22 protein-coding genes are annotated in these 23,861 nt (G+C 61.5%); 9 read left to right on the top strand and 13 right to left on the bottom strand.

What is annotated here, in order from left to right:
- The first annotated feature begins 58 nt into the window (after nt 1-58).
- Nucleotides 59-622 (top strand): GNAT family N-acetyltransferase, encoded by a 564-nt coding sequence (locus N2600_RS15735; protein ID WP_162116502.1) that lies wholly within the window; start codon nt 59-61, stop codon nt 620-622.
- A 210-nt stretch (nt 623-832) separates the two neighbouring features.
- Here N2600_RS15735 and N2600_RS15730 read toward each other — a convergent pair whose 3' ends face one another.
- From N2600_RS15730 to N2600_RS15705, 6 genes are all read right to left on the bottom strand, one after another.
- Nucleotides 833-1,780, bottom strand: coding sequence for an IS630 family transposase (locus N2600_RS15730; protein WP_162115351.1), 948 nt, complete (start codon nt 1,778-1,780; stop codon nt 833-835).
- A gap of 90 nt (nt 1,781-1,870) precedes the next feature.
- On the bottom strand, nt 1,871-2,287 hold the full coding sequence (locus N2600_RS15725; protein ID WP_260109159.1) for a GNAT family N-acetyltransferase: 417 nt from the start codon (nt 2,285-2,287) through the stop codon (nt 1,871-1,873).
- 4 nt (nt 2,288-2,291) lie between these two features.
- Entirely contained in the window at nt 2,292-4,361 is a 2,070-nt protein-coding gene (locus tag N2600_RS15720) for a hypothetical protein (RefSeq protein ID WP_260296745.1), read from the bottom strand.
- 1 nt (nt 4,362) lies between these two features.
- Nucleotides 4,363-7,176, bottom strand: a complete 2,814-nt coding sequence (locus N2600_RS15715; RefSeq protein ID WP_260109157.1) for a DUF4159 domain-containing protein — start codon at nt 7,174-7,176, stop codon at nt 4,363-4,365.
- Complete coding sequence (locus N2600_RS15710) at nt 7,173-8,093, bottom strand: DUF58 domain-containing protein (RefSeq protein WP_162116506.1); 921 nt, start codon at nt 8,091-8,093, stop codon at nt 7,173-7,175. The genes N2600_RS15715 and N2600_RS15710 overlap by 4 nt, the downstream gene beginning before the upstream one ends.
- Before the next feature lie 13 nt (nt 8,094-8,106).
- Entirely contained in the window at nt 8,107-9,117 is a 1,011-nt protein-coding gene (locus N2600_RS15705; protein ID WP_017965351.1) for an AAA family ATPase, read from the bottom strand.
- A gap of 158 nt (nt 9,118-9,275) precedes the next feature.
- Between N2600_RS15705 and N2600_RS15700 the strand changes: the two genes are divergently transcribed.
- From N2600_RS15700 to N2600_RS15690, 3 genes are read left to right on the top strand one after another with little or no spacing between them, the layout of a single operon-like run.
- Nucleotides 9,276-9,899 carry a DUF1285 domain-containing protein gene (locus N2600_RS15700; protein ID WP_017965350.1) on the top strand — a complete coding sequence of 208 codons (624 nt, stop codon included), beginning with the start codon at nt 9,276-9,278 and terminating at the stop codon, nt 9,897-9,899.
- A complete protein-coding gene (locus tag N2600_RS15695) occupies nt 9,896-10,546 on the top strand; it encodes a CoA pyrophosphatase (RefSeq protein WP_017965349.1) in 651 nt (216 codons plus the stop codon). Before N2600_RS15700 ends, N2600_RS15695 begins: the two co-directional genes overlap by 4 nt.
- Nucleotides 10,543-11,796, top strand: a complete 1,254-nt coding sequence (locus tag N2600_RS15690; protein ID WP_260296744.1) for a CCA tRNA nucleotidyltransferase — start codon at nt 10,543-10,545, stop codon at nt 11,794-11,796. The genes N2600_RS15695 and N2600_RS15690 overlap by 4 nt, the downstream gene beginning before the upstream one ends.
- On the opposite strand, the gene N2600_RS15685 is transcribed toward N2600_RS15690, so the two are convergent.
- The 3 genes from N2600_RS15685 to hemF all read right to left on the bottom strand — a co-directional run bounded on the left by N2600_RS15685 (nt 11,797) and on the right by hemF (nt 13,380).
- On the bottom strand, nt 11,797-11,982 hold the full coding sequence (locus N2600_RS15685) for a DUF1059 domain-containing protein (RefSeq protein WP_003565542.1): 186 nt from the start codon (nt 11,980-11,982) through the stop codon (nt 11,797-11,799).
- Between the two features lie 114 nt (nt 11,983-12,096).
- Complete coding sequence (locus tag N2600_RS15680) at nt 12,097-12,366, bottom strand: hypothetical protein (RefSeq protein ID WP_017965347.1); 270 nt, start codon at nt 12,364-12,366, stop codon at nt 12,097-12,099.
- A gap of 102 nt (nt 12,367-12,468) precedes the next feature.
- On the bottom strand, nt 12,469-13,380 hold the full coding sequence (hemF, locus tag N2600_RS15675; protein WP_260109155.1) for an oxygen-dependent coproporphyrinogen oxidase: 912 nt from the start codon (nt 13,378-13,380) through the stop codon (nt 12,469-12,471).
- 179 nt (nt 13,381-13,559) lie between these two features.
- Here hemF and N2600_RS15670 point away from each other — a divergent pair, with 179 nt between their 5' ends.
- Nucleotides 13,560-13,820, top strand: a complete 261-nt coding sequence (locus N2600_RS15670) for a hypothetical protein (protein ID WP_017965345.1) — start codon at nt 13,560-13,562, stop codon at nt 13,818-13,820.
- A 3-nt stretch (nt 13,821-13,823) separates the two neighbouring features.
- Here N2600_RS15670 and N2600_RS15665 read toward each other — a convergent pair whose 3' ends face one another.
- Entirely contained in the window at nt 13,824-15,470 is a 1,647-nt protein-coding gene (locus N2600_RS15665; protein WP_222386574.1) for a Na/Pi cotransporter family protein, read from the bottom strand.
- A gap of 209 nt (nt 15,471-15,679) precedes the next feature.
- Nucleotides 15,680-16,141 carry a tRNA (cytidine(34)-2'-O)-methyltransferase gene (locus tag N2600_RS15660; RefSeq protein ID WP_260296742.1) on the bottom strand — a complete coding sequence of 154 codons (462 nt, stop codon included), beginning with the start codon at nt 16,139-16,141 and terminating at the stop codon, nt 15,680-15,682.
- 385 nt (nt 16,142-16,526) lie between these two features.
- Here N2600_RS15660 and N2600_RS15655 point away from each other — a divergent pair, with 385 nt between their 5' ends.
- Nucleotides 16,527-18,383, top strand: coding sequence for an ABC transporter ATP-binding protein (locus N2600_RS15655; protein WP_017965342.1), 1,857 nt, complete (start codon nt 16,527-16,529; stop codon nt 18,381-18,383).
- A 112-nt stretch (nt 18,384-18,495) separates the two neighbouring features.
- Here the strand turns inward: N2600_RS15655 and N2600_RS15650 are convergent, their stop codons facing one another.
- Nucleotides 18,496-18,726 carry a ribbon-helix-helix protein, CopG family gene (locus N2600_RS15650; protein ID WP_026154255.1) on the bottom strand — a complete coding sequence of 77 codons (231 nt, stop codon included), beginning with the start codon at nt 18,724-18,726 and terminating at the stop codon, nt 18,496-18,498.
- Between the two features lie 162 nt (nt 18,727-18,888).
- Between N2600_RS15650 and N2600_RS15645 the strand changes: the two genes are divergently transcribed.
- Nucleotides 18,889-20,802, top strand: a complete 1,914-nt coding sequence (locus N2600_RS15645; RefSeq protein ID WP_260296741.1) for an ABC transporter ATP-binding protein — start codon at nt 18,889-18,891, stop codon at nt 20,800-20,802.
- Here the strand turns inward: N2600_RS15645 and N2600_RS15640 are convergent.
- Nucleotides 20,758-21,690 carry an endonuclease/exonuclease/phosphatase family protein gene (locus N2600_RS15640; protein ID WP_260296740.1) on the bottom strand — a complete coding sequence of 311 codons (933 nt, stop codon included), beginning with the start codon at nt 21,688-21,690 and terminating at the stop codon, nt 20,758-20,760. The two genes, N2600_RS15645 and N2600_RS15640, sit on opposite strands and share 45 nt — an antisense overlap.
- Before the next feature lie 284 nt (nt 21,691-21,974).
- Here N2600_RS15640 and petA point away from each other — a divergent pair, with 284 nt between their 5' ends.
- Both petA and N2600_RS15630 read left to right on the top strand, forming a co-directional pair.
- Nucleotides 21,975-22,553: a ubiquinol-cytochrome c reductase iron-sulfur subunit gene (gene petA, locus N2600_RS15635; protein WP_260296739.1), complete on the top strand. Its 579-nt coding sequence runs from the start codon at nt 21,975-21,977 to the stop codon at nt 22,551-22,553.
- 14 nt (nt 22,554-22,567) lie between these two features.
- The gene (locus N2600_RS15630) at nt 22,568-23,848 is read left to right on the top strand and encodes a cytochrome b (RefSeq protein WP_017965338.1); all 1,281 of its coding nucleotides are present in this window, start codon (nt 22,568-22,570) and stop codon (nt 23,846-23,848) included.
- The last annotated feature ends 13 nt before the right edge of the window (nt 23,849-23,861 follow it).

The following is a 23,861-nucleotide window of genomic DNA, read 5'->3' as shown; positions in this document are numbered from 1 at the left end:
TTTCACGATTTTCGGACCCCTGCCTGATGTTCATTTCCAGAAACCCGCGACGACGCTGATGCTCCCGAACGCCCTAGGCGTGTTCGAGACCCATCAATCTGTCCATCCGGTTTCTGTCATCATGTACAAGCACGATCTCGTCTACCTCACTGAAGACGCGTCTCATGACGCCGCCATCGAACACATCAACGAAGAAGCCTTCGGTCCGGGCCGCTTCACGCGCGCTGCCGCGCGCATCCGTGAGCAGGGGCCGCATGATCTGTCGCTCTCCTTCATCTGCACCGATAACGGTGAGACGATCGCCTCCGTGCGTATGACGCCGGTACTGGCCGGCACGGTGAAGGGCCATCTGCTTGGCCCGCTCGCCGTCCGCCCCTCCCACAAGAACAAGGGCATCGGCCGGGAACTGGTGCGGATCGCGGTGGAGGCGGCAAGGCGCAAGGGCTCGGAAGCCGTCATCCTCGTCGGCGACCCGCCCTATTACGGCCCGCTCGGTTTCGAGAAGGTCGCCTACAATGCGCTTTCTTTTCCAGGCCCGGTCGATCCCGGTCGTGTGCTTGTCGTTCCGATTGCCGACGGCGTGCAGGCGCGGCTGAAGGGCACGATCGCTTGGCGTGAATGATTTAGAGCGCTACGCGTCCTTTTCGGACGCACAAAGGACGCTCTAACACTTTGACTCTACGCATCGTGCTTTCCGAAAATCGATTCCGGCTTTCGGGCCGATGCGCCAGAGCAATTCCAGCAAAAGTGCACAGCGTCCAGAATTGCGTGAAAACAAAGAGATAGAGCACTTTCGTGGTTCGACGAAAAACGGAAAGTGCTCTAGAGCGTTTCAGGTTTTGACGGAAGCGTATCCGGCATTGTCGAAGTAGTTGCTGCATTCGCTGGGCTCGATGGTTGTGACGAGGTGTCCGATGTGGCGCCAGGTGTCATCGATGGTTCGCTTCTGAGCCAGGCGCATCCAGTGCTTGATTTTGGCGAAAGCCTGTTCGATCGGATTGAGGTCGGGGGAGTATGGCGGCAAGTACCAGAGCCGAGCACCAGCGTTGCGGATCATCTGACGGATGGCGACCGACTTGTGGGAGCCGAGATTATCCATCACGACGATGTCGCCGGGTTTGAGCACCGGTACGAGTTGCTGCTCGACATAGGCGCGAAAGCACTCACCGTTGATCGGTCCATCGAAGACACAGGGTGCGGTAAGCCGATCGCAGCGCAACGCGCCGAGGAAAGTCAGGGTGCGCCAATGTCCGTGCGGCGCGAAGCTGCGCAGGCGTTTGCCCTTCGGCCCCCACCCTCGAAGCGGCGCCATGTTGGTCTTGATCCAGGTTTCATCGATGAAGACCAGCCGTCTTGGATCGAGGCCAGCCTGCCAGGATCGCCAGCGCTGTCGCCGTCGCGCGACGTCAGCGCGCGCCTGCTCAAGGGCGAACAGTGTTTTTTTGAACCGCAATCCCTCACGTCGCAGGAACTGCCATACCGTATCGTGGGATACCTTCACCCCTCGCGCGGCCAGCTCTTCCTTCAACCTGTGCAGTGACACATGCGGCGTCTGGTTGATCCGCTCCACGATAAACGCCCGATGCGGCTCCAGAACCCGCTTGCGGTGGCCGCCCATCTTCCCAGGCGCGACAGATCCGCTCGAACGATAACGCTGCGACCACTTTACCGCTGAAGACACGGCAATACCGAACCGCGCCGCAACCGACCGGCAGCTCTCACCGGCTTCGATTGCAGCAACAACACGCTCACGAAGATCATTGGAAAGAGGTCGCGTCATTCGATGCTGGCCTCCACTCCAGCCAGCATCTTGAATCACAAAACACACAAAAACGGAATCCCTTCCGATTCAACTAAATCCGGATACGCTCTAGAGACTTTTCCGGAGGAAGCTGCGCGTGCGGCCTTCCGGGAAATCCTCAAGCTCCCCGAAGACCTCATAACCCTGGCTGAGGTAGGCGCGCAGAGCCCGCGGGTTGAACGTGTCGATCCAAGCGCCGCGGCACCCCCGGGCTCTCGCCTCTTCTTCCGCCTTTGCGAGGATATTGCCTGATATACCGGTGCCGCGCAGTGTGTCGGGAATGTAGAGCATCTGGGTGAAAAGCCAGCCCCAGGCGGTAAAACCGGAAAGACCGCCCGTCACCTTGCCGTCGGTATCGCGGATGAGGACCGCAAGCGGCCGGCGATCCGAGGGGCCGACATCGCTGTTGTTGAACGCCGAGAGCGCGTCGGTGATTGCCGCGAGCTCTTCTGTCGAGGGCGCGGCGGTGAGCTCGAATTCCGGCATGAGATTACCGCCCTTCGCGCCACCACATGGCGCCGAAGGCGAGCAGCAGGATGCCGACGCCGGCGAAACCGGCAAAGAGCGGCAGCGTGTTGATGCCCTTCAAGACGGTCTCGCTGGTCATGCGGATCATCATGCGATCGTTGTCGGAGACGCGCACCTGGCCGCGCACCGGCAGGATCGGCGGCACCGAGATCGCGCCATTTGCATTGGAGACGCGGGCGACGAGACCCTTGCTTCTGTCGGCGACCGGTTTCAGCAAATCGGTCGTCGAGATCATCGCCTTGAATTCCGGTGCATCGACGGCGCCGATATGGACAAGCGTCGACAGATTGCCGTTGCGAATTTCGAAGAGACCGATTTCGTCCATCCTCTTCTCGGCCTTGTAGAGGCCCGGCTCGGACTGGGTAAGCGGCAGAGTTTCGGTCTTGCCGGAAGGATAACGCACGGTGGCGTTGCCGGGATTGTCGCCGATCGTCTGGCGCGTGATCTCAAGGGTCCGGCCGGAGGCGCGCGCCGTCAGCGCTTCTTCCTCGAGCGCCGGCTCCTTCATCAGCCAATGGGCGATACGGCGATAGAGCGAAACGTTCGGACCGCCGCCTTCGAAGCCGCGCGCCCAGAGCCAGCCCTGATCGGAAAGCAGCATGGCGACGCGGCCCTGACCAGCCCGGTTCAGAACCAGCAGCGGGTGATTGTCGGCGCCGAGCATGATCGTCTCGCCCTGCGGCCGGTCGACATCGACGCTGCGGAACCAGCGGCCCCAATGCGGCGGGTCCTCGCCCGACCCGTCAAGGCCGCGCGTGACGGGATGTTTGCGGCCTTCCTCGGAGAGGCGGGGATAGAAGGCCTTTTCGATCATCTCTCCAGTCGGCGTTGCCGGCAGGACCGAGGAAAGTGGCGTCAGTGCAATGGAATCGGGGCCAGCGTGCTCGGGACCGGCGGCGATCAGCAGCGCGCCGCCGTTGTCGACATATTGCGTGATGTAATCGTAATAGAGCAGCGGCAGCACGCCGCGGTGTTGGTAGCGATCAAAGATGATCAGGTCGAAATCCTTGATCTTGTCGACGAAGAGCTCACGCGTCGGGAAGGCGATCAGCGACAGCTCGTTGATCGGCGTTCCGTCCTGTTTTTCCGGCGGACGCAGGATGGTGAAGTGGACGAGATCGACCGACGCATCGGATTTCAGCAGGTTGCGCCAGGCGCGCTCGCCGGCATGCGGCTCGCCGGAAACGAGCAGGACGCGGAGATTCTGGCGGATGCCGTCGATGACGTGGACGGCACGGTTGTTGGCGGTGGTGACTTCGCCGGGAAGGGCTGCGACCGAGAATTCGAGCACATTGCTGCCGCCACCCGGCACCTTGAAGGAGAAGGGCGTATCCTGCCCGGGTGTCGCCTGCAGGGTGGCGATCTCGTCACCATTCAGCTTCACCGTGACATCGGCCGTGCCGCCGGGGCTCGGACCGTCGTCGAAGACGCGCAAGATTACCTGCTGCTCTTCGTTGACGATGCCGAAGCGCGGCCCCTTGATGACTTCGATGCGGCGATCGAATTCGTTGGCCTTGCCGGTTACGAGACCATGGATCGGCGCGTCGAAACCGAGCGCCTGATTGGCGGCCGGAACATCATGGACTTCACCGTCGGTCAGCATGATGGCGCCGCCGATACGGGCGGGCGGGACATCGGCAATGTTGGCCGACAGCGGGTCGAACAGGCGCGTGGACGGCACGTCGGAATTGACGTCGCCTTCGACATCGACGAAGCGGGGCTCTATCTGGGGGAAGCGGGCGAGCTGTCCTTTGAGGGCAGCAAGCGCATCGTCGGTCATCTTGACGCGATCGGGCGTCTGCTGGCTCTGGCTTCGATCGACAAGAACGGGGACGATCGTCGACAACTGATCCCTGTCTTCCTGCAGGAGCACAGGATTGGCAAGCGCGGTCAACATGGCGAGTGCTGCCAGCGTTCTGATCCAGGCGCCGCGGATGCCGCGCCAGATCGCGAAGACGGCGACGATCGTGCTGACGGCAGCCAATGCGGCCAAAACAGGCCAAGGCAGGAAGGGCGAAAAGTCGAACGTCATCTCATTGTCCTAACCGTTCGAGGAGGTCGGGAACATGGACCTGGTCGGTCTTGTAGTTGCCGGTCAGCATATACATCATGATGTTGACACCGGAACGGTAGGCATATTCGCGCTGCGTTTCATCCGACGGCACGGTTGGCAGCATCGGTACGCCATTGTCGTCGATCGCCCAAGCGCCGGCGAAATCATTGCCGGTGATCAGGATCGGCGAAACGCCGTCGGCTGTCGCCGCCGATTTTTCGCTCGGCCCCTGACCGCCCTGCCGGGACTCGATCCAAAGCGGGCTGCCGGTATAACGACCGGGAAAGCTCGACAGGAGATAGAAGGACTTCGTCAGCACATGGTCTGATGGTACCGGTTCGAGCGCCGGAATATCGAGATTGGCGAGGATTGTCTGCAGCCTCTCTCCGTTGGCGCTGACATTGCCGCCATTGTCCAATGCGCTGATCTGATCGCGCGTATCGAAAAGCACAGTGCCGCCATTGCGCATATAGGCGTCGATACGGCTGATCGCTGCCGTCGACGGCATCGGCGCAGTCGCCGAAACCGGCCAATAGATGATCGGATAGAAGGAGAGCTCGTCTTTGGTGAGGTCGATGCCCACGGGCGGTGCCGGCTCCAGCGTCGTGCGAAAAGTCAGGAACTGGGTCAGTCCCTCGAGACCGCGCTCGGATATATTGTCTACCTCCTGTTCGCCGGTAACGACATAGGCGAGGTGTGTATTATCAAGCCTCTGCAAGATGAGGTCGTCGCCGGGCCGGGAGTCGTCGGCGTGAAGCGTGCCGGGTTGGATGAGAAAGCCGGCGCCGACGGCGACCGCGATCATCGCTGTGGTGCGGACAGCCGGGCGCAATCGCGAGAATGCGCCATTCATGAACAGAACGATCAGGCTATCGGCCAAGAGCAGCAGAAAGGCTGCGAGAAAGAGTGCGGGTTTTGCCGACCAGCTTTCGCCGCCGATCAGGCCTTCGCGCACGGCATTGGTCCCTGTTGTGTCGAGCGGCGTCAGTTCGGCGTTCTCGGGCAGCACGTTCAGGGAGGTGAAACCGTCCTCCGAACCGTAGAGCCCGGGCGGGTTGTCGAAATTCGCCGTCGGTTCGGCTCCGGCTTGCGGGATGAGCGGCCGCGCCGAACCCGTCTCGGAGACGAGCGTGCCCTTGGCCGTCAGCATACGGAATGGCGGCAGGGTTTCGGAGACACGCGCATTGCCGCGCGCTTCCGAAGTCACGCCGCCCGAGCGCGATATCTGCAGGAGGTGACGCAGCATGTCGACGAAAGTGCCTGAGATCGGCAGATTGGACCAGGTTGCTTCCGCGGTGACGTGAAACAGGACGATCTGGCCGGATGCGAGCTGCTTCATCGTCACGAGCGGCGTGCCGTCAGCCAGGTTCGCCCAGGTGCGTTCGGCAAGATCGGGTGTCGGTTCGGCAAGCACCTGCCGCTTGACGACGACATCGGCAGGACGCGCTATTCGGGCGAAAGGTCCGAAACTTGGAAATTCGGCAAGTGACTGCGGCTCGCTCCAGGACAAAGTGCCGCCCAGCGCCCGTTCTCCCTGGCGCAGGATGACGGGGATCAGCGGATCGTCCGCAGGGGCTGCCGCCATGCGCGGGCCGGCAAAACGCAGGAGCATGCCGCCATTCGATATCCAGCGCGTCAGAGGCTCGTAGGTCTCCTCCGGCAGCCGGCCGATATCGGCCATGATGATGATGGAGGGATTGCTGGCGAGAAGTTTTGGTATTGCGACCGAAAGATCGGAATCGGCGGGTTGGATCAGATCCGCGTAGGGCTGCAGCGCTCGCTGGATATAATAGAGCGGCGAGAGCAGCGGCTGGAACTCATCCCCTCCTTCGCCCGACAGCAAGACGACGCGACGGCGCTTGAATGCATCGTCGAGAAGGTGGACGGCGCCTGCGGTGGCACCGTTGTCGACGCTGACGCGTGCGAAATCGTTGCGCATCTCGAAGGGTGCGGTGATCGAACTCGTCGCGACGCTCTGGCCGGGGCGGAAGTCCACCCTACCGTTGGCGATCGAGCGGCCCTGGGTATCGACGGCGTTCAACGCCACGGATGCGGCATGCGAGGTATTGAGCCGAGTGACCTTTACGGTCATGGCGTCTGCCGCATTGTTGGCGGCGGTGATCGCCACTGTCCGCGCGGCATCGCCTTCGATCAGGCGCAGATCGGCGGGCTGGAGTTCGGCGAGCCTGCGCACCGTCGGGTCGTCTGGCTTGGCGGCGGCGCCGTCGGTCAGGAAGGCGAGGGTACCAGGCTTGATGCCATTCATCGCGGCGCGCAGCGCCTGGAAGGCGCGTTCGCGGTCCGGCACAAGCGGTCGTGGCTCGGCGGCGCGCAGCTTGTCGCGGGCGGCAGCGGCGGTGCCGGGCACGGCGTCGTTGGTCGGATCGGCGGTGAAGGCGATCGACACAGGCGTGCCGGCGGATTCGGCATCGTCTATCAATGCGTCGGCGGTCTGGATGCGGCGCTCCCAGTCCGGTGCCGCCGCCCAGCTGTTGTCGACGAAGAGGACGAGCGGGCCACCTGATGCGAGCGAACTGGTGCGCGGATTGAAAACCGGATCGGCGATCGCAAGGATGATGGCGGCGGCGAGCAGCATGCGCAGCAGCGTCAGCCACCACGGGCTTTGCGCCGGCGTCTCCTCGCGCTTCAGCACGGAGGCGAGGATCTTCAGCGGCGGGAAGACTTCGGTCTTCGGACGTGGCGGCGTCAGCCGCAGCAGCCACCAGATGACGGGCAAGGCAAGGAGCGCGCCTAGAATGGCGGGATAGGCGAAAGCGAAGGGAAGGGCGTTCATAGCTGCCCTCCATGCGTAGCCTTGGCCGGCATGCCGGACAGATACACGTGCACCGCGACCAGCGCCTCCGACGCAAGGTGATCGGTGCGGTGGCTCGCGAAGGTCCAGCCGAGATGGCGCAGCGACTGGCCGAGGCTGTCCCTGCGGGCGAGATAGGCGGTGCGATAGGCCTCGCGGATATGTTCGGCGCGGCCGGAGATAAGCTTGGCGCCGCTCTCCGGATCTGTGAATTCGGTGCGGCCGCTATAGGGGAATATCTCTTCGGCGGGATCTGATATCTCGACCACGTGGCCGCGCAGGCCGCGGCGGGCAAGCGGGCCGAGCCGTTCCATGATTGCCGGCGCATCGTCGAGGAAATCGCCGATGAGGACGAGGTCGCTCCAGCCGCGGATCATCGCCGTTTCCGGCAGGCCGCCGGTCAGCGGTGTGTGCATGAGCGCGGCTGCGAGGCGTTCTGCGGCGTTGCGGGCGGAAGCGGGTTCCATGATGCCGGGGCAGCCGATGCGTTCGCCGGAGCGGGCGAGGATTTCGGCAAGCGCCAGCATGATGACCAGCGCACGGCTTTCCTTAGAGACGCTGCCATAGCTCGACTTGTACATCATCGAGGGCGACATGTCGCACCAGAGCCAGATCGTGTGCGCGGCCTCCCACTCGCGCTCGCGCACGTAGGTATGGTCGTCGCGGGCGGAACGGCGCCAGTCGATGCGGGACAGGCTCTCGCCTTCAGCATAAGGGCGAAACTGCCAGAAATTCTCGCCGATGCCGCGCTTGCGGCGACCATGCCAGCCGGCGATCACAGTGTTGGCGATGCGCTTGGCTTCCACCAGGCAGTCCGGCACCAACGCGGCCCGCTGCCTGGCGCGGGAAAGGGCATCGCTGCCGGGTGTCGGATTGACGATCTGTCCGATAGATGCCACGCGTCCGGCTTCCTTATCCCTTTGCCTGCTTGACCAGTCCGGCGATGACATCGCGCACCGACATGCCTTCGGCGCGGGCGGCGAAAGTCAGCGCCATGCGATGCTGGAGAATGGGTTCGGCGAGCGCGAAGATATCGTCCAGAGACGGTGCGAGACGGCCTTCGTAGAGCGCGCGGGCACGCGCGCAGAGCATCATCGCCTGGCCGGCGCGCGGGCCTGGACCCCAGGCGACGTTCTTGTCGGTCGAGGCATTGCCTTGTCCTGGGCGGGCGGAGCGTACCAGCGCCAGGATGGCATCGACAACCGTGCCGCTCACCGGCATCTGCCGCACCAGGGTCTGGATTTCGATCAGCCGCTGCGCATCGATGATGGCTTCCGGCCGGGTTTCGCCCAAGCCCGTCGTCTCGAGCAGGATCTGGCGCTCGGCCGCAAGTTCGGGGTAGTTGACATCGACTTGCAGCAGGAAGCGGTCGAGCTGGGCTTCGGGCAGAGGATAGGTGCCTTCCTGCTCGAGCGGGTTCTGGGTGGCAAGCACATGGAAGGGCGCGGGCAGGTCATAGCGCTGGCCGGCGATCGTGATGTGATATTCCTGCATGGATTGCAGAAGGGCCGACTGGGTACGCGGTGAGGCGCGGTTGATCTCGTCGGCCATCAGGAGCTGGGCGAAGACCGGACCCTTGACGAAACGGAAGGAGCGGCGTCCACTGTCGTCCTGGTCCATCACCTCGGAGCCGAGAATATCCGAGGGCATCAGATCGGGCGTGAACTGGATGCGGTTGGCGGCAAGGCCGAGCACCTCGCCGAGCGTCGTCACCAGTCTGGTCTTGGCAAGGCCGGGAACGCCGACGAGCAGGGCATGACCGCCGGACAGCACGGCGAGAATGGTGTTCTCGACGACGCTTTCCTGACCGAAGATCACCTTCGAGACTTCCCCGCGGATGGCGGCGATATCGGAGAGCGCTTTTTCGGCGGCGGCGACGATCGCCTTTTCATCGAGGCTGGCTTCGGTCTTCATCATACCCACGGGCATCTCCAACGGCTGAAATCATTCGGCAGCGAATCGGCGGACTTATACATGTGCCTCATACCCGATAGAGTTATGGAGATGTGACGGGCTGACAAGTTCGTTACGAATGACTATCTCATGACTTTACTTCGTTAAGGACAAACCGGGACGGAAGAATGGCAGCCGAGGAAATCAGCGGACAGGCGGATGCGGCGGGACTTGCCGCGCTGATTTTGCGTGCCTCTGAGGAAAATGCCGGCAAAAAACGAGGATTACCGCCAGTCGAACGGTGGAATCCGCCTTTCTGCGGCGATATCGACATGGAAATCCGGGCGGACGGCACCTGGTTCTACATGGGCACGCCGATCGGCCGACCGGCGCTGGTGCGGCTGTTCTCGACGGTTTTGAGGAAAGACGACGACCAGAAGACCTATCTCGTAACTCCTGTGGAAAAGGTCGGTATAAGGGTCGTCGACGCGCCTTTCATCGCCGTGGAGATGAGCGTGACGGAGGGGCAAGGCCAACAGGTGCTGACTTTTCGTACCAATGTCGGCGATGTCGTGGAGGCGGGAGGAGAGCATCGGCTGCGCTTTGCCATTGCGGGCGAGAATGCCGAATTAAAACCCTATCTGCATGTGCGCGGGCGGCTGGAGGCGCTGGTATCGCGTGCAGTGATGTATGAACTGGTCGCGCTCGGCGAGACTTTCAAGGTGGAGGGGCAGACGATGTTTGCGATACGCTCCGCCGGCGAAGTCTTCCCGATTATGCCGGCCGACGAACTGGATGCTCTTTGCCGATGAATGATGCGATCACCCACCGCTACCCGCTGTTTTCCGCAGCCGAATTCCGCCGCCGCGCGCTCAACCAGAATGGCGGGCCGGTCGACCATGCCTGGCGCGATCACGGGGACCACATCCTCAATCCCGATATCGTGGCCGAGGTCGAGACCTTCAAGCTGCGCGACGCCGCCGTGCTCGTGCCCGTCGTCGATGACGGCGAGGAGGCGTATGTGATCTTCACCAAGCGCACGACGACGCTGCGCAAGCATTCCGGGCAGATCGCCTTTCCCGGCGGCTCGATCGACCCCGCCGATATCTCGCCCGAAATGGCAGCGATCCGTGAGACGGAGGAGGAGATCGGCCTGGCCGGTTCTTTCGTCGAAACCGTCGGACGACTGCCGAATTACCTTGCCTCGACGGGCTTCCGCATCACGCCGGTGCTCGGCGTCGTCACGCCGGGCTTTGCGCTGACGCTGAACCCGACCGAGGTGGACGACGTGTTCGAGGTGCCGCTTTCCTTCCTGATGGATCCTGCCAATCACACCCGCGACAGACGTGTCATCGACGGCATCGACCGGCATTTCTACCGCATGCCTTATGAAACCAGAATGATCTGGGGCATCACCGCCGGCATCGTCCGTACGCTTTACGAAAGGCTTTATGCATGACCGGCCTTGCCGACCAAGCATGGTTCCGCGATCCGGCCCTCGGTCGGATCCTAGCGCTTCTCAACGCCGATGGCGGGGAAGGGCGGGTGGTTGGCGGTGCGGTGCGCAACAGCCTGATGGGCCTGCCGGTCAATGATGTCGACATCGCTACGACACTCAGACCGGAGGCGGTGATGGAGCGGGCGGCGGCGGCTGGCATCAAGGCAGTCCCAACCGGCCTGGAGCACGGCACGGTGACGCTCGTCATCGACGGCAAACCTTTCGAGGTGACGACGCTTCGCACCGATGTCGAGACCGACGGGCGGCATGCCAAGGTTGCCTTCAGCACTGACTGGAAGGCAGATGCCGAACGGCGGGATCTGACGATCAACGCGCTTTATGCCGATGCCGAGGGCGAGGTGGTGGATCTCGTTGGCGGACTTGCCGACATTGAGACGCGAAACATCCGCTTCATCGGCGATCCTGCAAGGCGAATTGCCGAGGACCATCTGCGCATCCTGCGTTTCTTCCGCTTCTTTGCCTATTACGGTTCCGGACGGCCGGATGCCGAAGGGCTGAAGGCATGTTCCCTCGCACGTTCGAAACTGAAGACGCTTTCGGCAGAGCGCGTCTGGTCTGAACTCAGAAAGCTGCTTGGCGCCGGCGATCCCGGCCGGGCGCTGCTTTGGATGCGGCAGGTGGCGGTGCTGACGGAAATCCTGCCGGAGTCGGAACGATGGGGGATCGATGCAATCCCTTCGCTGATTACCACCGAAAAGGCGCTCGGCTGGACGCCCGATCCACTGCTGCGCCTTGCGGCGATCGTGCCGCCGGATGCTGCGCGCATGGAGCTGCTTGCAGCCCGGCTCAAGCTCTCGAATGCGGAGACGGCCACCCTCAAGGCCTGGGCAACGGCAGCGCCTGTTAACGACGATATGTCGCCGGCCGCCTTCGAACGGCTGCTTTACCGCAACGGCGCCGACGGCATCACGACGCGGCTGAAGCTGGCGCTTGCGGTTGCGCGCGGCAAGGCCGAAGGTGATTTCGACGAGATGGCGCGGTCGGCGCGGCTCATCAAGCTGCTGGACAAGGCAATGCACTGGAAGAAACCGCAGTTTCCGCTGAACGGCGGCGATGTGATTTCGGCGGGAATCGCGTCCGGTCCGCGTGTCGGCGAGCTGCTTGCCGCTCTGGAAAACCAGTGGGTGGAGGAAAATTTCGTTTCCGACCGGGCGGCGCTGCTCGCCCGGCTGCAGGAGCGCGTGCAATAATCAGGCTGCGTTCACCTCGTCGCGGATGCGAGCCTTGATATTATCCACCATGTTTTCGCGGATCGTGGTTTCGCCGTGAGCATTTTTCAGGTGCTCGACGGCACGGCGGACCACCTCGGCGTCGCTATCCGCCCTTGTATGCCAGGCGCAGCCCGGAACGAGAGTGCCGCATTCGAAAAGTCGCATGATCTTCTCCTCTGTTCGAAACACAATGACGGTCGCGATCGTACGCGGTTTATGAATGTGCGGGGGGAGGGAAGGTTCCGGCCGGCATCGACATGCCGGCCAGCAAAGGCAAAGTCAGTCGGGCATCGCCCAGGCTTTGTAGGTATCCAAGAGATGGCGGGGCATGTTGCTGTTGGCGGCCGCTGCTTCATTCTGCAGCTGTTCCGGCGACTTTCCGCTGGCCAGTTGCAGCTTGACCTGCTCGACGAAGCAGGACAGCGGCAGATCCGAGCCGCTCTTGGCCCGCAGTTTCTCCGCGATGCGCGTTAAAAACTCAGGCGTGTCGATCGCGCGGGATGTTTCCTGGACATCCGTGGACGCAGGCGAGCCACCTTGTATCGTCATGACAATCCTCCTCGATTGTTACGCACATACACATAAAGTTAGGACGCACTGAATTTTCGTGAAGGTCTATCAACTCGAATTTATCGACGAGATCTCACAGTTTCATGGCCAGCGGACGACGGGGGGCAACGATGAGAGAATGGATTCAACGTTGCCGCCGGTCTTCAGGCCGAAGATCGTGCCGCGATCATACAGCAGATTGAATTCGACGTAGCGGCCCCGGCGGATCAATTGTTCGTCGCGGTCGGCCTCCGTCCACAATTTATTGAAATTGGAGCGGACGATCTTTGGATAGACCATGGAGAAGGCCCGGCCGACATCGCGCGTGAAGGCGAAATCGGCATCCCAGCCGCCGGCTTCCTCGCTCGAATGCAGCCAGTCGTAGAAGATGCCGCCGATGCCGCGGGCCTCGTTGCGGTGTTTCAGGAAGAAATATTCGTCGCACCAGGCCTTGTAGGCATCGTAATCGGCGACGGCATGATTGCGGCAGGCGATCTCCATGGCCTTGTGGAAAAGCTGGCTATCCTCATCCTCCTGCGTGCGGCGGCGCGACAGCACCGGCGTCAGGTCGGCTCCGCCGCCGAACCAGTGGCTTGATGTGACCACCATGCGGGTGTTCATATGCACCGCCGGAACGTTTGGGTTGACGGGATGAGCGATCAGGGAAATGCCCGAGGCCCAGAAACGCGGATCGTCCTTGGCGCCAGGTATCTGGCCACGGAAATCCGGAGAGAACTCGCCGTGGACTGTGGAGGTGTGGACGCCGACCTTCTCGAAGACGCGGCCTTCCATCATCGACATTCGGCCACCGCCGCCGGCGCCGTTTTCGCGTGACCAGTCCTTGGCGACGAAGCGGCCAGGCTGCTGGTCGGAAAGCGGCCCTTCCAGCTCATCCTCGATGGCCTCGAAGGAGGCGCAGATCGTATCGCGCAATCCCTCGAACCAATTGCGGGCAGCGGCCTTCTTGTCTTCGATGTCGCCGGGCAAGCCGATCGGCAGTTCAGGTCGTTCCATTTGCGCCTCCGGCGATCGACATCTCCTTCGGAGGCGACTCGCTCATTGTTGATTGCACGCCATAATTAGCAGTTGGTGCTGCATCTCGCCAAGCGTGGCCAATCACCGTCCGTGCGCTTCCAAGATTCGACTCGCAAATCAAGAATTTCGATATTACCTTTTCCAAGGAGGTAAGTTTGATGAAAAAAGTTCCAGGGCCTCCGTCCTTCGACGGCCTGAAGCGCAGGATAGCGAGACATCGGGCGGAAAATCCTCCGCGCAAGAAAGACCATTTCGTGCGTGAGACATATTGCCTCGGCCTCATGGACGCACGCGCCAAGGCGCGCGAATGGTTCGACGAATATCCGAAAGCCGCCTATTGGACCGAGGTGGAGAGTTGGCGTCAGCTCGACGGCGACCAGATCGAATTCACCATGCGCCGCCTGCCTTCGGCCGACTGACCGTCACTTTGCGGTCGCCCGCACGCGGCTTTCGATCAGCAGGCCGCTTTCATCCATGATCGGATGCGCCACCGAGACGATGTGGGCGTTGATGCGCTTCAGGTCGCGCAACATGTCGAGATGGAGCGAACTCGTCTGCAGGCTGTCGGTGCGGCCGTCACGCAGACGTTCGAGATGGCGCTCGGCAGACTGCTTTTCCATGCGGCGCACCTCTACTTTTACCTCCATCATCTGACGCGCGAGATTGAAATCGCGGGTGACGAAGATCGTCTGGGCGACCCGCAGATTGTCGATCGTCAGGTCGAACAGCTTGCGCAGTTCCTGATAACCGTCCTCGGAAAATTTCAGGCCAAGGGAGATCTTCTTCGCCACCTGCTCCGCTAGGCCCTTCTCGATGATATCGCCCATATGTTCGAGGTTGATCGCATAATCGATGACGACGATCGAGCGGCGGGCGTTCTCGTCGCTGAGACCCTCGCGGCCGAGCTTCGAGAGATAGACCTTCACCGCCTGCTGCAGCCGGTCGACGCGCTCTTCGAGGGCGGGAATCTCGGCAAGTTTGGAGGGATCACCGTGTTCGAAGGCTTCGGACACCCGGATCAGCATGCGCTCGATCAGGTCGCCGACGCCGAGCACTTCGCGGGTAGCGCTGGCCAGCGCCACGACCGGCGTCGAAAGCTCCTGCGCATCCAGATATTTCGGAGCGCTGTCGGGCTCGGCTTGATCCGGCACCAGCCGGGCCATCAGGGCAGCGAGCGGCCGGGAGAATGGCCAGGCCAGCGCCGCCAGCAGAAGGTTGAAGGCAAGATGGGCATCGACCGGCAGCTTGGCAGGGCCGAAGGGCAGCATTTGAATGAGTTCCGCGCCATATCCTGCCAGCGGCAGGGCGATAAGGCAGCCGAGCGTGCGGACGGCGAGATTGCCGAGGGTGACGCGCCGCGCCGAAACCGGGCCGGACAATGTCGCGACGACAGGCGGTATTGCGCCGCCGAGATTGGCGCCGAGCACGAGCACGATGACGAGTTCTGCGGAAACCACGCCGGCCGAGGCGAGTGACAGGATGAGCACCACCACCGCAAGGCTCGACGAAGATGCGAAGGCAAGTGCTGCCGAGACGATCATCGCCACGGGCAGGGCGCCGTCCAGCAGGCCGATGAAAGCGGCAAGGGCGGGAGAGGCGCGCATCGGTTCCGTCGCAAGGCCAAGCAGGTGCAGCGACAGCAGCATCAGGCCGATGCCGATCAGCGCTGTGCCACCACCCTGGCTGGCGCTTGAACGGCCGCGGCAAAGCACGATGCCGGCAAGAATCAGGAGAGGAGAGAGCCATTCGATGCCCGTTGCCACGATCCAGGCGGTGATCGCGGTACCGACATTAGCGCCGAGCAGGACGATCTGCGCCATGCGCGGCTTGATCAGGTCACGCTCGACGAAGGAGGCCGTCATCAGTGCCGTTGCCGTCGAGCTCTGCAGCGCGATGGTTGCGACGAGGCCTGACAGGAAAGAACGAAGGCTGCCGCGCGTGCCGGTCGCCAGACCTGTTCTCAGGCGGGCGCCGAAGGCTCTGGATACGCCATCCTTTACCTGCGCGAGGCCGAACAGCAGCAGAGCCACGGCGCCGAACAGGTTGATCATGATAATTGTAGAGTCCATTTTGTTGTTTTATTCTTCTTTCACGTCCTAAGAGCGTGGTTTTTCTAAATAAAACTTTCCAAGCCGTTGGAATCTTAGAGGTCGGGGAGCAGTTTTTATTGTTCGGCTAATAAATATAAACCGGTTTGACGGCTTGGCAATGTCAATTTCCGACAATGCGGAGCTGATTTACGATTGCGCCGGATTATTCTCCGCCAGTCTGATGTGGTTCAAGCCCAGACAGTCTGGCGCATCGCCTCGCCGACGATCATCGCGGCCGAGACTGCGACGTTGATCGAGCGCTGGCCTTCGACCATCGGGATCAGGACGCGCGCATCGGCCCTCTCATGCACCTGATCCGGCACGCCGGCGCTTTCGCGACCGAAAAGCAGGATATCGTCCGTGCGGTAGGCAAGATCGGTATAGCGATCCGCCGCCTTGATCGAGGCGAGGATCAGGCGGCGGCCGGTGATCAGACGCCACGCCTCGAAGCGGTCCCAGCTGACATGGCGGGTGAGGGCGGCAGCGGCGATATAATCCATGCCGGCCCGTTTCAGGTTGCGGTCGGAAATGTCGAAGCCGGCGGGCTCGATCAGATCGACCGCGAAACCAAGGCAGGCGGCAAGGCGCAGGATCGTGCCGGTATTGCCCGGAATATCCGGCTGATAGAGTGCCAGTCTGAGTGAAGTCATGATGCGCCATCTTTCCGCTTTCACCGCCAAAGGCCTAATGCAACTGTGATTTCGAAGCAACATGACGCGTTTGGGCCCGAAAAGATGATTTCTCTGGCAGAATAGGGCTGGAAAATTCGTCGTTTTCGCGTTATCGGTGCATATCTTCAATCGCCAGCAAGGAGCGCCAGAATGAATATTTTGCTGTATGTGCGCCTCCCGGCCGTGATGCCAAGCGGTGCGATTTTCCGCCGATAGTGCGGCTTGCTTCCCTGAATTTCCTTTCTGATCCATTGTGCGGCTGTCTCAGCCTCGCCCCTTGAACGTTCGGTTCCCATGTGTGCTTGCGTAGCGCTGGGATGGCGCGAAGCCGGGAGCCGGAACGCTGACGTTTCGGAGCAATTTCATGTTTGGCTGGTTCGAACAGCGACTCAATCCCTTTCCAAGCGAGGACCCCGTCGTCCCGCCGAAAGGCCTTTTTGCCTTCTGCTGGCACTACAGCAAGCCGGCCGCGCCCTGGCTCGGCCTGATGGCCGTGCTGACCGCACTGATCGCGATCGGCGAAGTGGCGCTCTTCCAGTTCCTCGGTGACATCGTCGACTGGCTGACCAATGCTGACCGCGCCACCTTCCTGGAGAGAGAAGGTCACAAGCTTTTCTGGATGGCGGCGCTGGTGCTGGTCGGCCTGCCGCTGACTGCCGGGCTCGATTCTCTCATCATGCATCAGATGATGCTCGGCAATTATCCGATGATCGCACGCTGGCAGATGCACCGCTTCCTGCTGCGCCACAGCATGTCGTTCTTTGCCAATGAGTTTGCCGGACGCGTCGCGACCAAGGTGATGCAGACGTCGCTTGCGGTGCGCGAAACGGTGATGAAGATCCTCGACGTCTTCGTCTATGTCGTCACCTACTTCCTGACGATGATCGTCGTCATCGCAGCGGCCGACTGGCGGCTGATGATCCCGATCCTCGTCTGGCTGGCGGTCTATATTAGCATCGTCGCCTATTTCGTGCCGCGGCTTCGCAAGATCGCGGCGGCGCAGGCGGATGCGCGCTCGATGATGACGGGACGCGTGGTCGACAGCTATACCAATATCGCGACCGTCAAGCTGTTTTCGCATGCGGGGCGCGAGGAGGTTTACGCCAAGCAGGGCATGGACGAGTTCCTGCAGACCGTGCACAAGCAGATGCGCAAGGTGACGCTCTTCCATATCAGCGTCTACATGAACAACTGCATCGCGCTCTTCGTCATCTCGGGCCTATCGATCTGGTTCTGGCTGAATGGAGCGATCTCGGTCGGCGCCATCGCCATCGCCATCGGTCTTGCCATGCGTGTCAACGGCATGTCGCAATGGATCATGTGGGAAGTCTCGGCACTGTTTGAGAATATCGGCACGGTCTATGACGGCATGGAGATGATGAGCAAACAGCACGACATCGTCGACAAGCCGGGCGCACCCACCCTGACGGCGAAGAAGGGTGCGATCCACTACGACCGGATCCGCTTTCACTACGGCAAGAGCAAGGGCGTCATCGACAATCTTTCGCTCGACATCAAGGCGGGCGAGAAGGTCGGGCTGGTCGGCCGCTCCGGCGCCGGCAAGACGACACTGATGAACCTGCTGCTGCGCTTCTATGATTTGGAGGCCGGCCGCATCACCATCGACGGGCAGGACATCGCCGGCGTTTCGCAGGAAAGCCTGCGCTCGCTGATCGGCGTGGTGACGCAGGACACCTCGCTGCTGCATCGCTCGATCCGCGACAACATCGCCTACGGTCGCCCCGATGCAACGGACGCCGAGGTGATCGAGGCCGCCAAACGCGCGAATGCCTGGGAGTTCATCGAAGGTCTCGTCGACTTGCAGGGCCGCGAAGGGCTGGACGCGCAGGTCGGCGAACGCGGCGTCAAGCTCTCCGGCGGCCAGCGGCAGCGCATCGCGATCGCCCGCGTCTTCCTCAAGGACGCGCCGATCCTGGTGCTCGACGAGGCGACCTCGGCGCTTGATTCGGAAGTTGAGGCGGCGATCCAGGAAAACCTCTTCGCCCTGATGGAGGGCAAGACGGTGATCGCGATCGCCCATCGGCTTTCGACGCTGACGGAGATGGACCGGCTGATCGTGCTCGACAAGGGCCGGATCATCGAGGCCGGTTCGCACAGCGAACTGATCGCGGGAGGCGGCATCTATGCCGACCTCTGGAACCGCCAGTCCGGCGGCTTCCTCTCCGATCATGCCGAGGAAGCGGAAGTAGCGGCGCAATAAGATGCAATGAGGCCCTCTCCACGGAAGTGGGGAGGGCCTCTTGAATTCTTAGGGTGGCTATGAGCTTGCTGGACGGTTGCTGAAGACCTGACCGCGTTTGCTTCTTAGACGTTCAAAGGCTGTCGGCCCAATCAATCGCGCGGTGATGTTCGATGAGGACGATGTTGTTGGCGGCGGCGATCGTGCGCAACGCTGTGATGCGGCGGCGCTCCTCCTGGTCGATCCAGGCGGTGATGGCCTCGGTGACGATTTCATCGCGCGGCAGCGCCAGGTCGATGGCCAGGGCATCCAGCCTTTCTGCAAGCGGAAGCGGAATATGCGCATCGAGCATTTTCGTTTCCATGGACGTTGTCTCCGGTGAAGCGCGATTGTAACGTCAGATTGTGACCGGTTGAGGGGCAGTCAATGCCGATGCCGCCGATGTTATCGATAATTACCAAAATATAACATTCTGTCCGCTTTTCATTCCCTTTGCCGGGTCGGCTAATCCGCCTATATCGCTTCTATGTTGCTGAAGCCCATCCTCCGCCGGTTCGAAACCTGGATCGACCCGTTCCGCCCACGCGCCAATCTCCAACCGCCGCGCTCGACGCTCGGATTCATCTGGTTCTATATCAGCCAGGCGAGGATGCCGTTTATCGCCATGCTCGTTCTCGGTGGGACATCGGCGGCAATCGAGGCTGCACTATTCTGGTTCGTCGGACGCTTGGTCGATATCCTCGGGAGCATCACGCCGGGTGCCGGCTGGAACGGTCTTCTCGCCGCCCATAGCGGCGAATTGTTCGGCATGCTCGCCCTTATCGGGCTCGTACGCTTCGTCGTCGCCTTCCTGATCGCACTCGTCGACCAGCAGGTGATCACACCGGGCTTCTACAATCTCGCTCGCTGGCAATCCTATCTCTACGTCTCCAGGCAGTCATTGTCGTTCTTCCAGAGCGATTTCTCCGGGCGCATCGTCACCAAGGTCTGGTCGGCGGGGCAAGCGACCGGCGATCTCGTCACCTCGCTGATGGAAAGCGTCTGGTTCGTCGGCATTTATGCCGTAACGACGCTCGTGCTCGTCGCCCGGCTGGACTTTTCCCTTGCCGCCGTCGTGCTGTTCTGGCTTGGCGCCTTCAGCCTGCTTGCGCGCCACTTCGTTCCGCGCATCCGCCATCATTCCCGCGAAACGGCGGAAGCCGGATCGATGCTGAACGGCAGGATGGTCGACTCCTACAGCAACATGCAGACGCTAAAGCTGTTTGCGCGCGATGAGGAGAGCGACCGCTATATGCGGCAGGGCTTCGATATCTTTCAGGATACGGTGCTGCGCTTCACGCGGTTCATCACCGGCGTCAGGGCCTCCATGGCGCTGCTCTCCGGCCTGATGATCGTGACGATGGCCGGGCTGAGCGTCGATCTCTGGCTGCGCGGCCTGGTCAGTTCGGGCGCGGTGGCATTCTCTCTGGCACTGGTGCTGAGGTTGAATTTCCTGCTCGGACGGCTGATGACGCAGTTCAACGGCATCATGCGCAATCTAGGCACCATCCAGAACGCCGCCGAACTGATCTCCCAACCTCTAGGGCTCGTCGATCGGCTTGATGCGAAAAACCTGGTGGTCCGGCAGCCGGGTATCCGCTTCGACAATGTTTCCTTCCGCTACGGCAAGGGTCATCAGCCGGTCGTCGAGAATTTCTCCCTGACCATTCGGCCCGGCGAGAAGGTCGGGATCGTCGGTCGTTCGGGCGCGGGGAAATCAACGCTGATGAACCTGCTGCTGCGCCTCTACGATATTCAGGACGGCCGCATTCTGATCGACGGCCAGGATATTGCAGCCGTGACGCAGGAATCGCTCAGGATGCAGATCGGCGTCGTCAGCCAGGACACCTCGTTGCTGCATCGTTCGGTGCGCGACAATATCCTGTTCGGACGGCCGGATGCCGGCGAGGACGGGCTGGTGGAGGCGGCGAGGCGCGCCGAAGCCATCGACTTCATCGCCCGCCTGCAGGATCAGCAGGGCCGTAGAGGTTTCGATGCGCATGTCGGCGAACGCGGCGTCAAACTGTCAGGCGGGCAGCGGCAGCGCATCGCCATTGCCCGCGTCATGCTGAAGGACGCCCCAATCCTCGTTCTCGACGAAGCGACGTCGGCGCTCGATTCGGAAGTGGAGGAAGCGATCCAGTCGAATCTCCATCGAATCATGGAAGGCAAGACGGTGCTTGCGATCGCCCATCGGCTGTCGACGATCGCCGCGCTCGACCGGCTGATCGTCGTCGATCTCGGCCGGATCATCGAGGAAGGCAGTCATGACGAACTGCTTCGTCACGGCGGGCTCTATGCCGAACTTTGGGCGCGCCAGTCCGGCGGCTTCCTCGCTACGGATGAGGACACGGGCTCAAGGATCGACGACAAATTCCGCCATGAGGCCAAAATGATTTGATCCGAAGCCGTTCTCGATGCGGCGCACCGATTTCAGCCGCAGCGGCGCCCGGGTAAAGACGTGATCGATCGGAATACCGAAGGCGCCGGCCCGGATCGGCCATGTCGCGGGCTCCAGCGATACCGTGCCCAAGCTTTGGGTGCGCATGAGATACTGCACGTCTGGCGCCAGAATCGACGTATTGAAATCACCGGAAAGGACGAGCGGTCCCGAAAGGGAAGGGATGATCTCCGCGAGATCCCAGATTTCGAGGCCGTGGAACTCATCGTAATAAGGTTTTGTCAGGTGCGCGGTGAGGAAATTGACCTTCTGGCCGTCGAAATCGATCGTCGAGATCGTCAGCCGATTGCGCCAGAGCAGGCCGAGATTGCGGATGTGGGGTTCGATCAGCGGACGTTTCGACAAGACCAGCGTATCGCATTGCTCCATGCCGACGCCGCATCCGATGTAATAGGGATAGGCCTTCAACAACCGCGGCAGTTCAGACAGCAGCGGTTCGGCCTCCAGGATGTTGACGACATCGGCGCCCGAGGCGATGACCATGTCGGCGATGTCAGGGCCGTTTGCGAAATTATCGTTCTCGATATTGAAGGACATCAGCCTGAACAGGGCCGGGCGGCTCTCCTCGACTGATGGTTCGATGAACTCGCGCATCATCACGACGCCGTGGACGGCAAGGACCACCGATACCGCGAAGGTCAGCAGCGCATACCAATGCCGCTTGACGAGAAGGGCTGCGACGGAGGCCACCACGCCGGCCACCGCCAGATGGACCTGGAAGCTGTAAAAGAACGACAGCAGATAGAAATCGGCAACGTATCGCAGAGAGACGATGGCGAGAACGAGGGTCGTGAGGACGCTGAATACGCAAAAAATCGTGTCTCTCATCCGCTCCGGTCCGGCTCGCTGGCGTGGCTGCGACTGCGCCTATCACGAGGCCGTTTTTGTTGCAATGCAACATAATGGCAAGGGCGTGTTTGCCTTAAAAAATTCCTCCGAAATTTCCCGCGACATTGTGCCCTCATCCCCTTGCCAAGGCTGGACATAATTTGCGATCAAGCATAGAACGCGCCGGATTGCCGGGGAATCTATGGCCGAATTGTGTCCAGAGAGATTCGCCGGTAGAGGGGGCAGGGCGGAATTCCGCGAAAATTGCGCAGAGGATGTTAGCCGTGAGCGAACACGAAACGACAAGCGAGGGCATGGGCGAACCCACTCGCCGTGATTTCCTTTATCTCACCACTGGTATGGCAGGCGCCGTCGGCGCCGTTGCAGTCGCTTGGCCATTCATCGATCAGATGCGTCCTGACGCTTCGACGCTCGCTCTCGCCTCCATCGAAGTCGACGTTGCCAGCCTTGAGCCTGGCATGTCTCTGACGGTCAAATGGCGCGGCAAGCCGATCTTCATCCGCAATCGCACGCCTGAGGAAGTGGAAGCGGCAAACGCCGTCCAGCTTGGCGAGCTGAAGGACCCGATCGCGCGCAATGCAAACCTTCCTGTCGACGCTCAGGCAACGGGTGTTGACCGTTCGGGCGGCAAGGACAAGGAAAACTGGATCGTCATGATCGGCACCTGCACGCATCTCGGCTGCGTGCCGCTCGGCCAGGCCGGTGAATATAATGGTTGGTTCTGTCCCTGCCATGGCTCGGTCTACGACACGGCCGGCCGCATCCGCAAAGGCCCGGCGCCGCAGAACCTGGCGATTCCGACCTTTTCATTTTTGTCCGATACCAAGATCAAGATCGGTTGAGGGGAGACTGATTAATGAGTGGCCATTCCAGCTACGAGCCATCAACCGGCCTCGAGAAATGGGTCGATGCGCGCCTTCCATTGCCGCGCATGGTCTATGACAGCTTCGTCGCCTATCCGGTTCCGCGTAACCTGAATTACGCCTACACCTTCGGCGCCATGCTCGCCGTCATGCTGGTGGTGCAGATCCTGACGGGCGTCACGCTCGCCATGCATTACGCTGCCGAATCGTCGGTCGCCTTCAACTCCGTTGAAAAGATCATGCGCGACGTCAACCACGGCTGGCTGCTGCGCTATATGCATGCCAACGGCGCATCCTTCTTCTTCGTCGCGGTGTACCTGCACATTGCCCGCGGCCTCTATTACGGCTCCTACAAGGCGCCGCGCGAAATCCTCTGGATCCTCGGCGTGGTCATCTACCTCTTGATGATGGCGACCGGCTTCATGGGCTACGTTCTGCCCTGGGGCCAGATGTCCTTCTGGGGCGCCACCGTCATCACCGGCTTCTTCTCGGCCTTCCCGCTGATTGGCGAATGGGTGCAGCAGTTCCTGCTCGGCGGTTTCGCGGTCGAAAACCCGACGCTGAACCGCTTCTTCTCGCTACACTACCTGCTGCCGTTCATGATCGCCGGCGTTGTCATCCTGCACATCTGGGCACTGCACGTCGTCGGCCAGACGAACCCGACGGGCGTCGAGGTCAAGACGAAGACGGACACGGTACGCTTCACGCCTTATGCGACGATGAAGGATGCTCTCGGCGTCTCAATCTTCCTGCTGGTCTATGCCTATTTCGTCTTCTACCTGCCGAACTTCCTCGGCCACGCCGACAACTACATCCCAGCCGACCCATTGAAGACGCCGGCCCATATCGTTCCGGAATGGTACTTCCTGCCGTTCTACGCGATGCTGCGTTCGATCACCTTCAACGTCGGTCCGATCGACTCCAAGCTTGGCGGCGTGCTGGTGATGTTCGGCGCGATCATCGTGCTGTTCTTCCTGCCCTGGCTCGATACGTCGAAGGTCCGTTCGGCCGTTTACCGCCCCTGGTACAAGCTGTTCTACTGGCTGTTCGTGATCAATGCGATCATCCTCGGCTGGCTCGGTTCGCAGCCGGCGGAAGGTGGCTATGTCATGATCTCGCAGTTCTGCACACTCCTCTACTTCGCTTTCTTCCTGGTCGCGATGCCAGTTCTCGGCTTGGTGGAAACGCCGCGCCGCATCCCGAACTCGATCACCGAAGCGGTGCTCGAAAAGCGCAACAAAACAGCTGCAGCCAGTGCGGCGGCCAAAGCGTAAGCGAGCGAAGGAA

The sequence above is a fragment of the Rhizobium sp. WSM1274 genome (genome assembly GCF_025200775.1).
GTDB classification, from domain to species: Bacteria; Pseudomonadota; Alphaproteobacteria; order Rhizobiales; family Rhizobiaceae; genus Rhizobium; species Rhizobium leguminosarum_I.
Note: the sequence above shows the minus strand (reverse complement) of the source record. Positions and strands in the feature narration are given on the sequence as shown.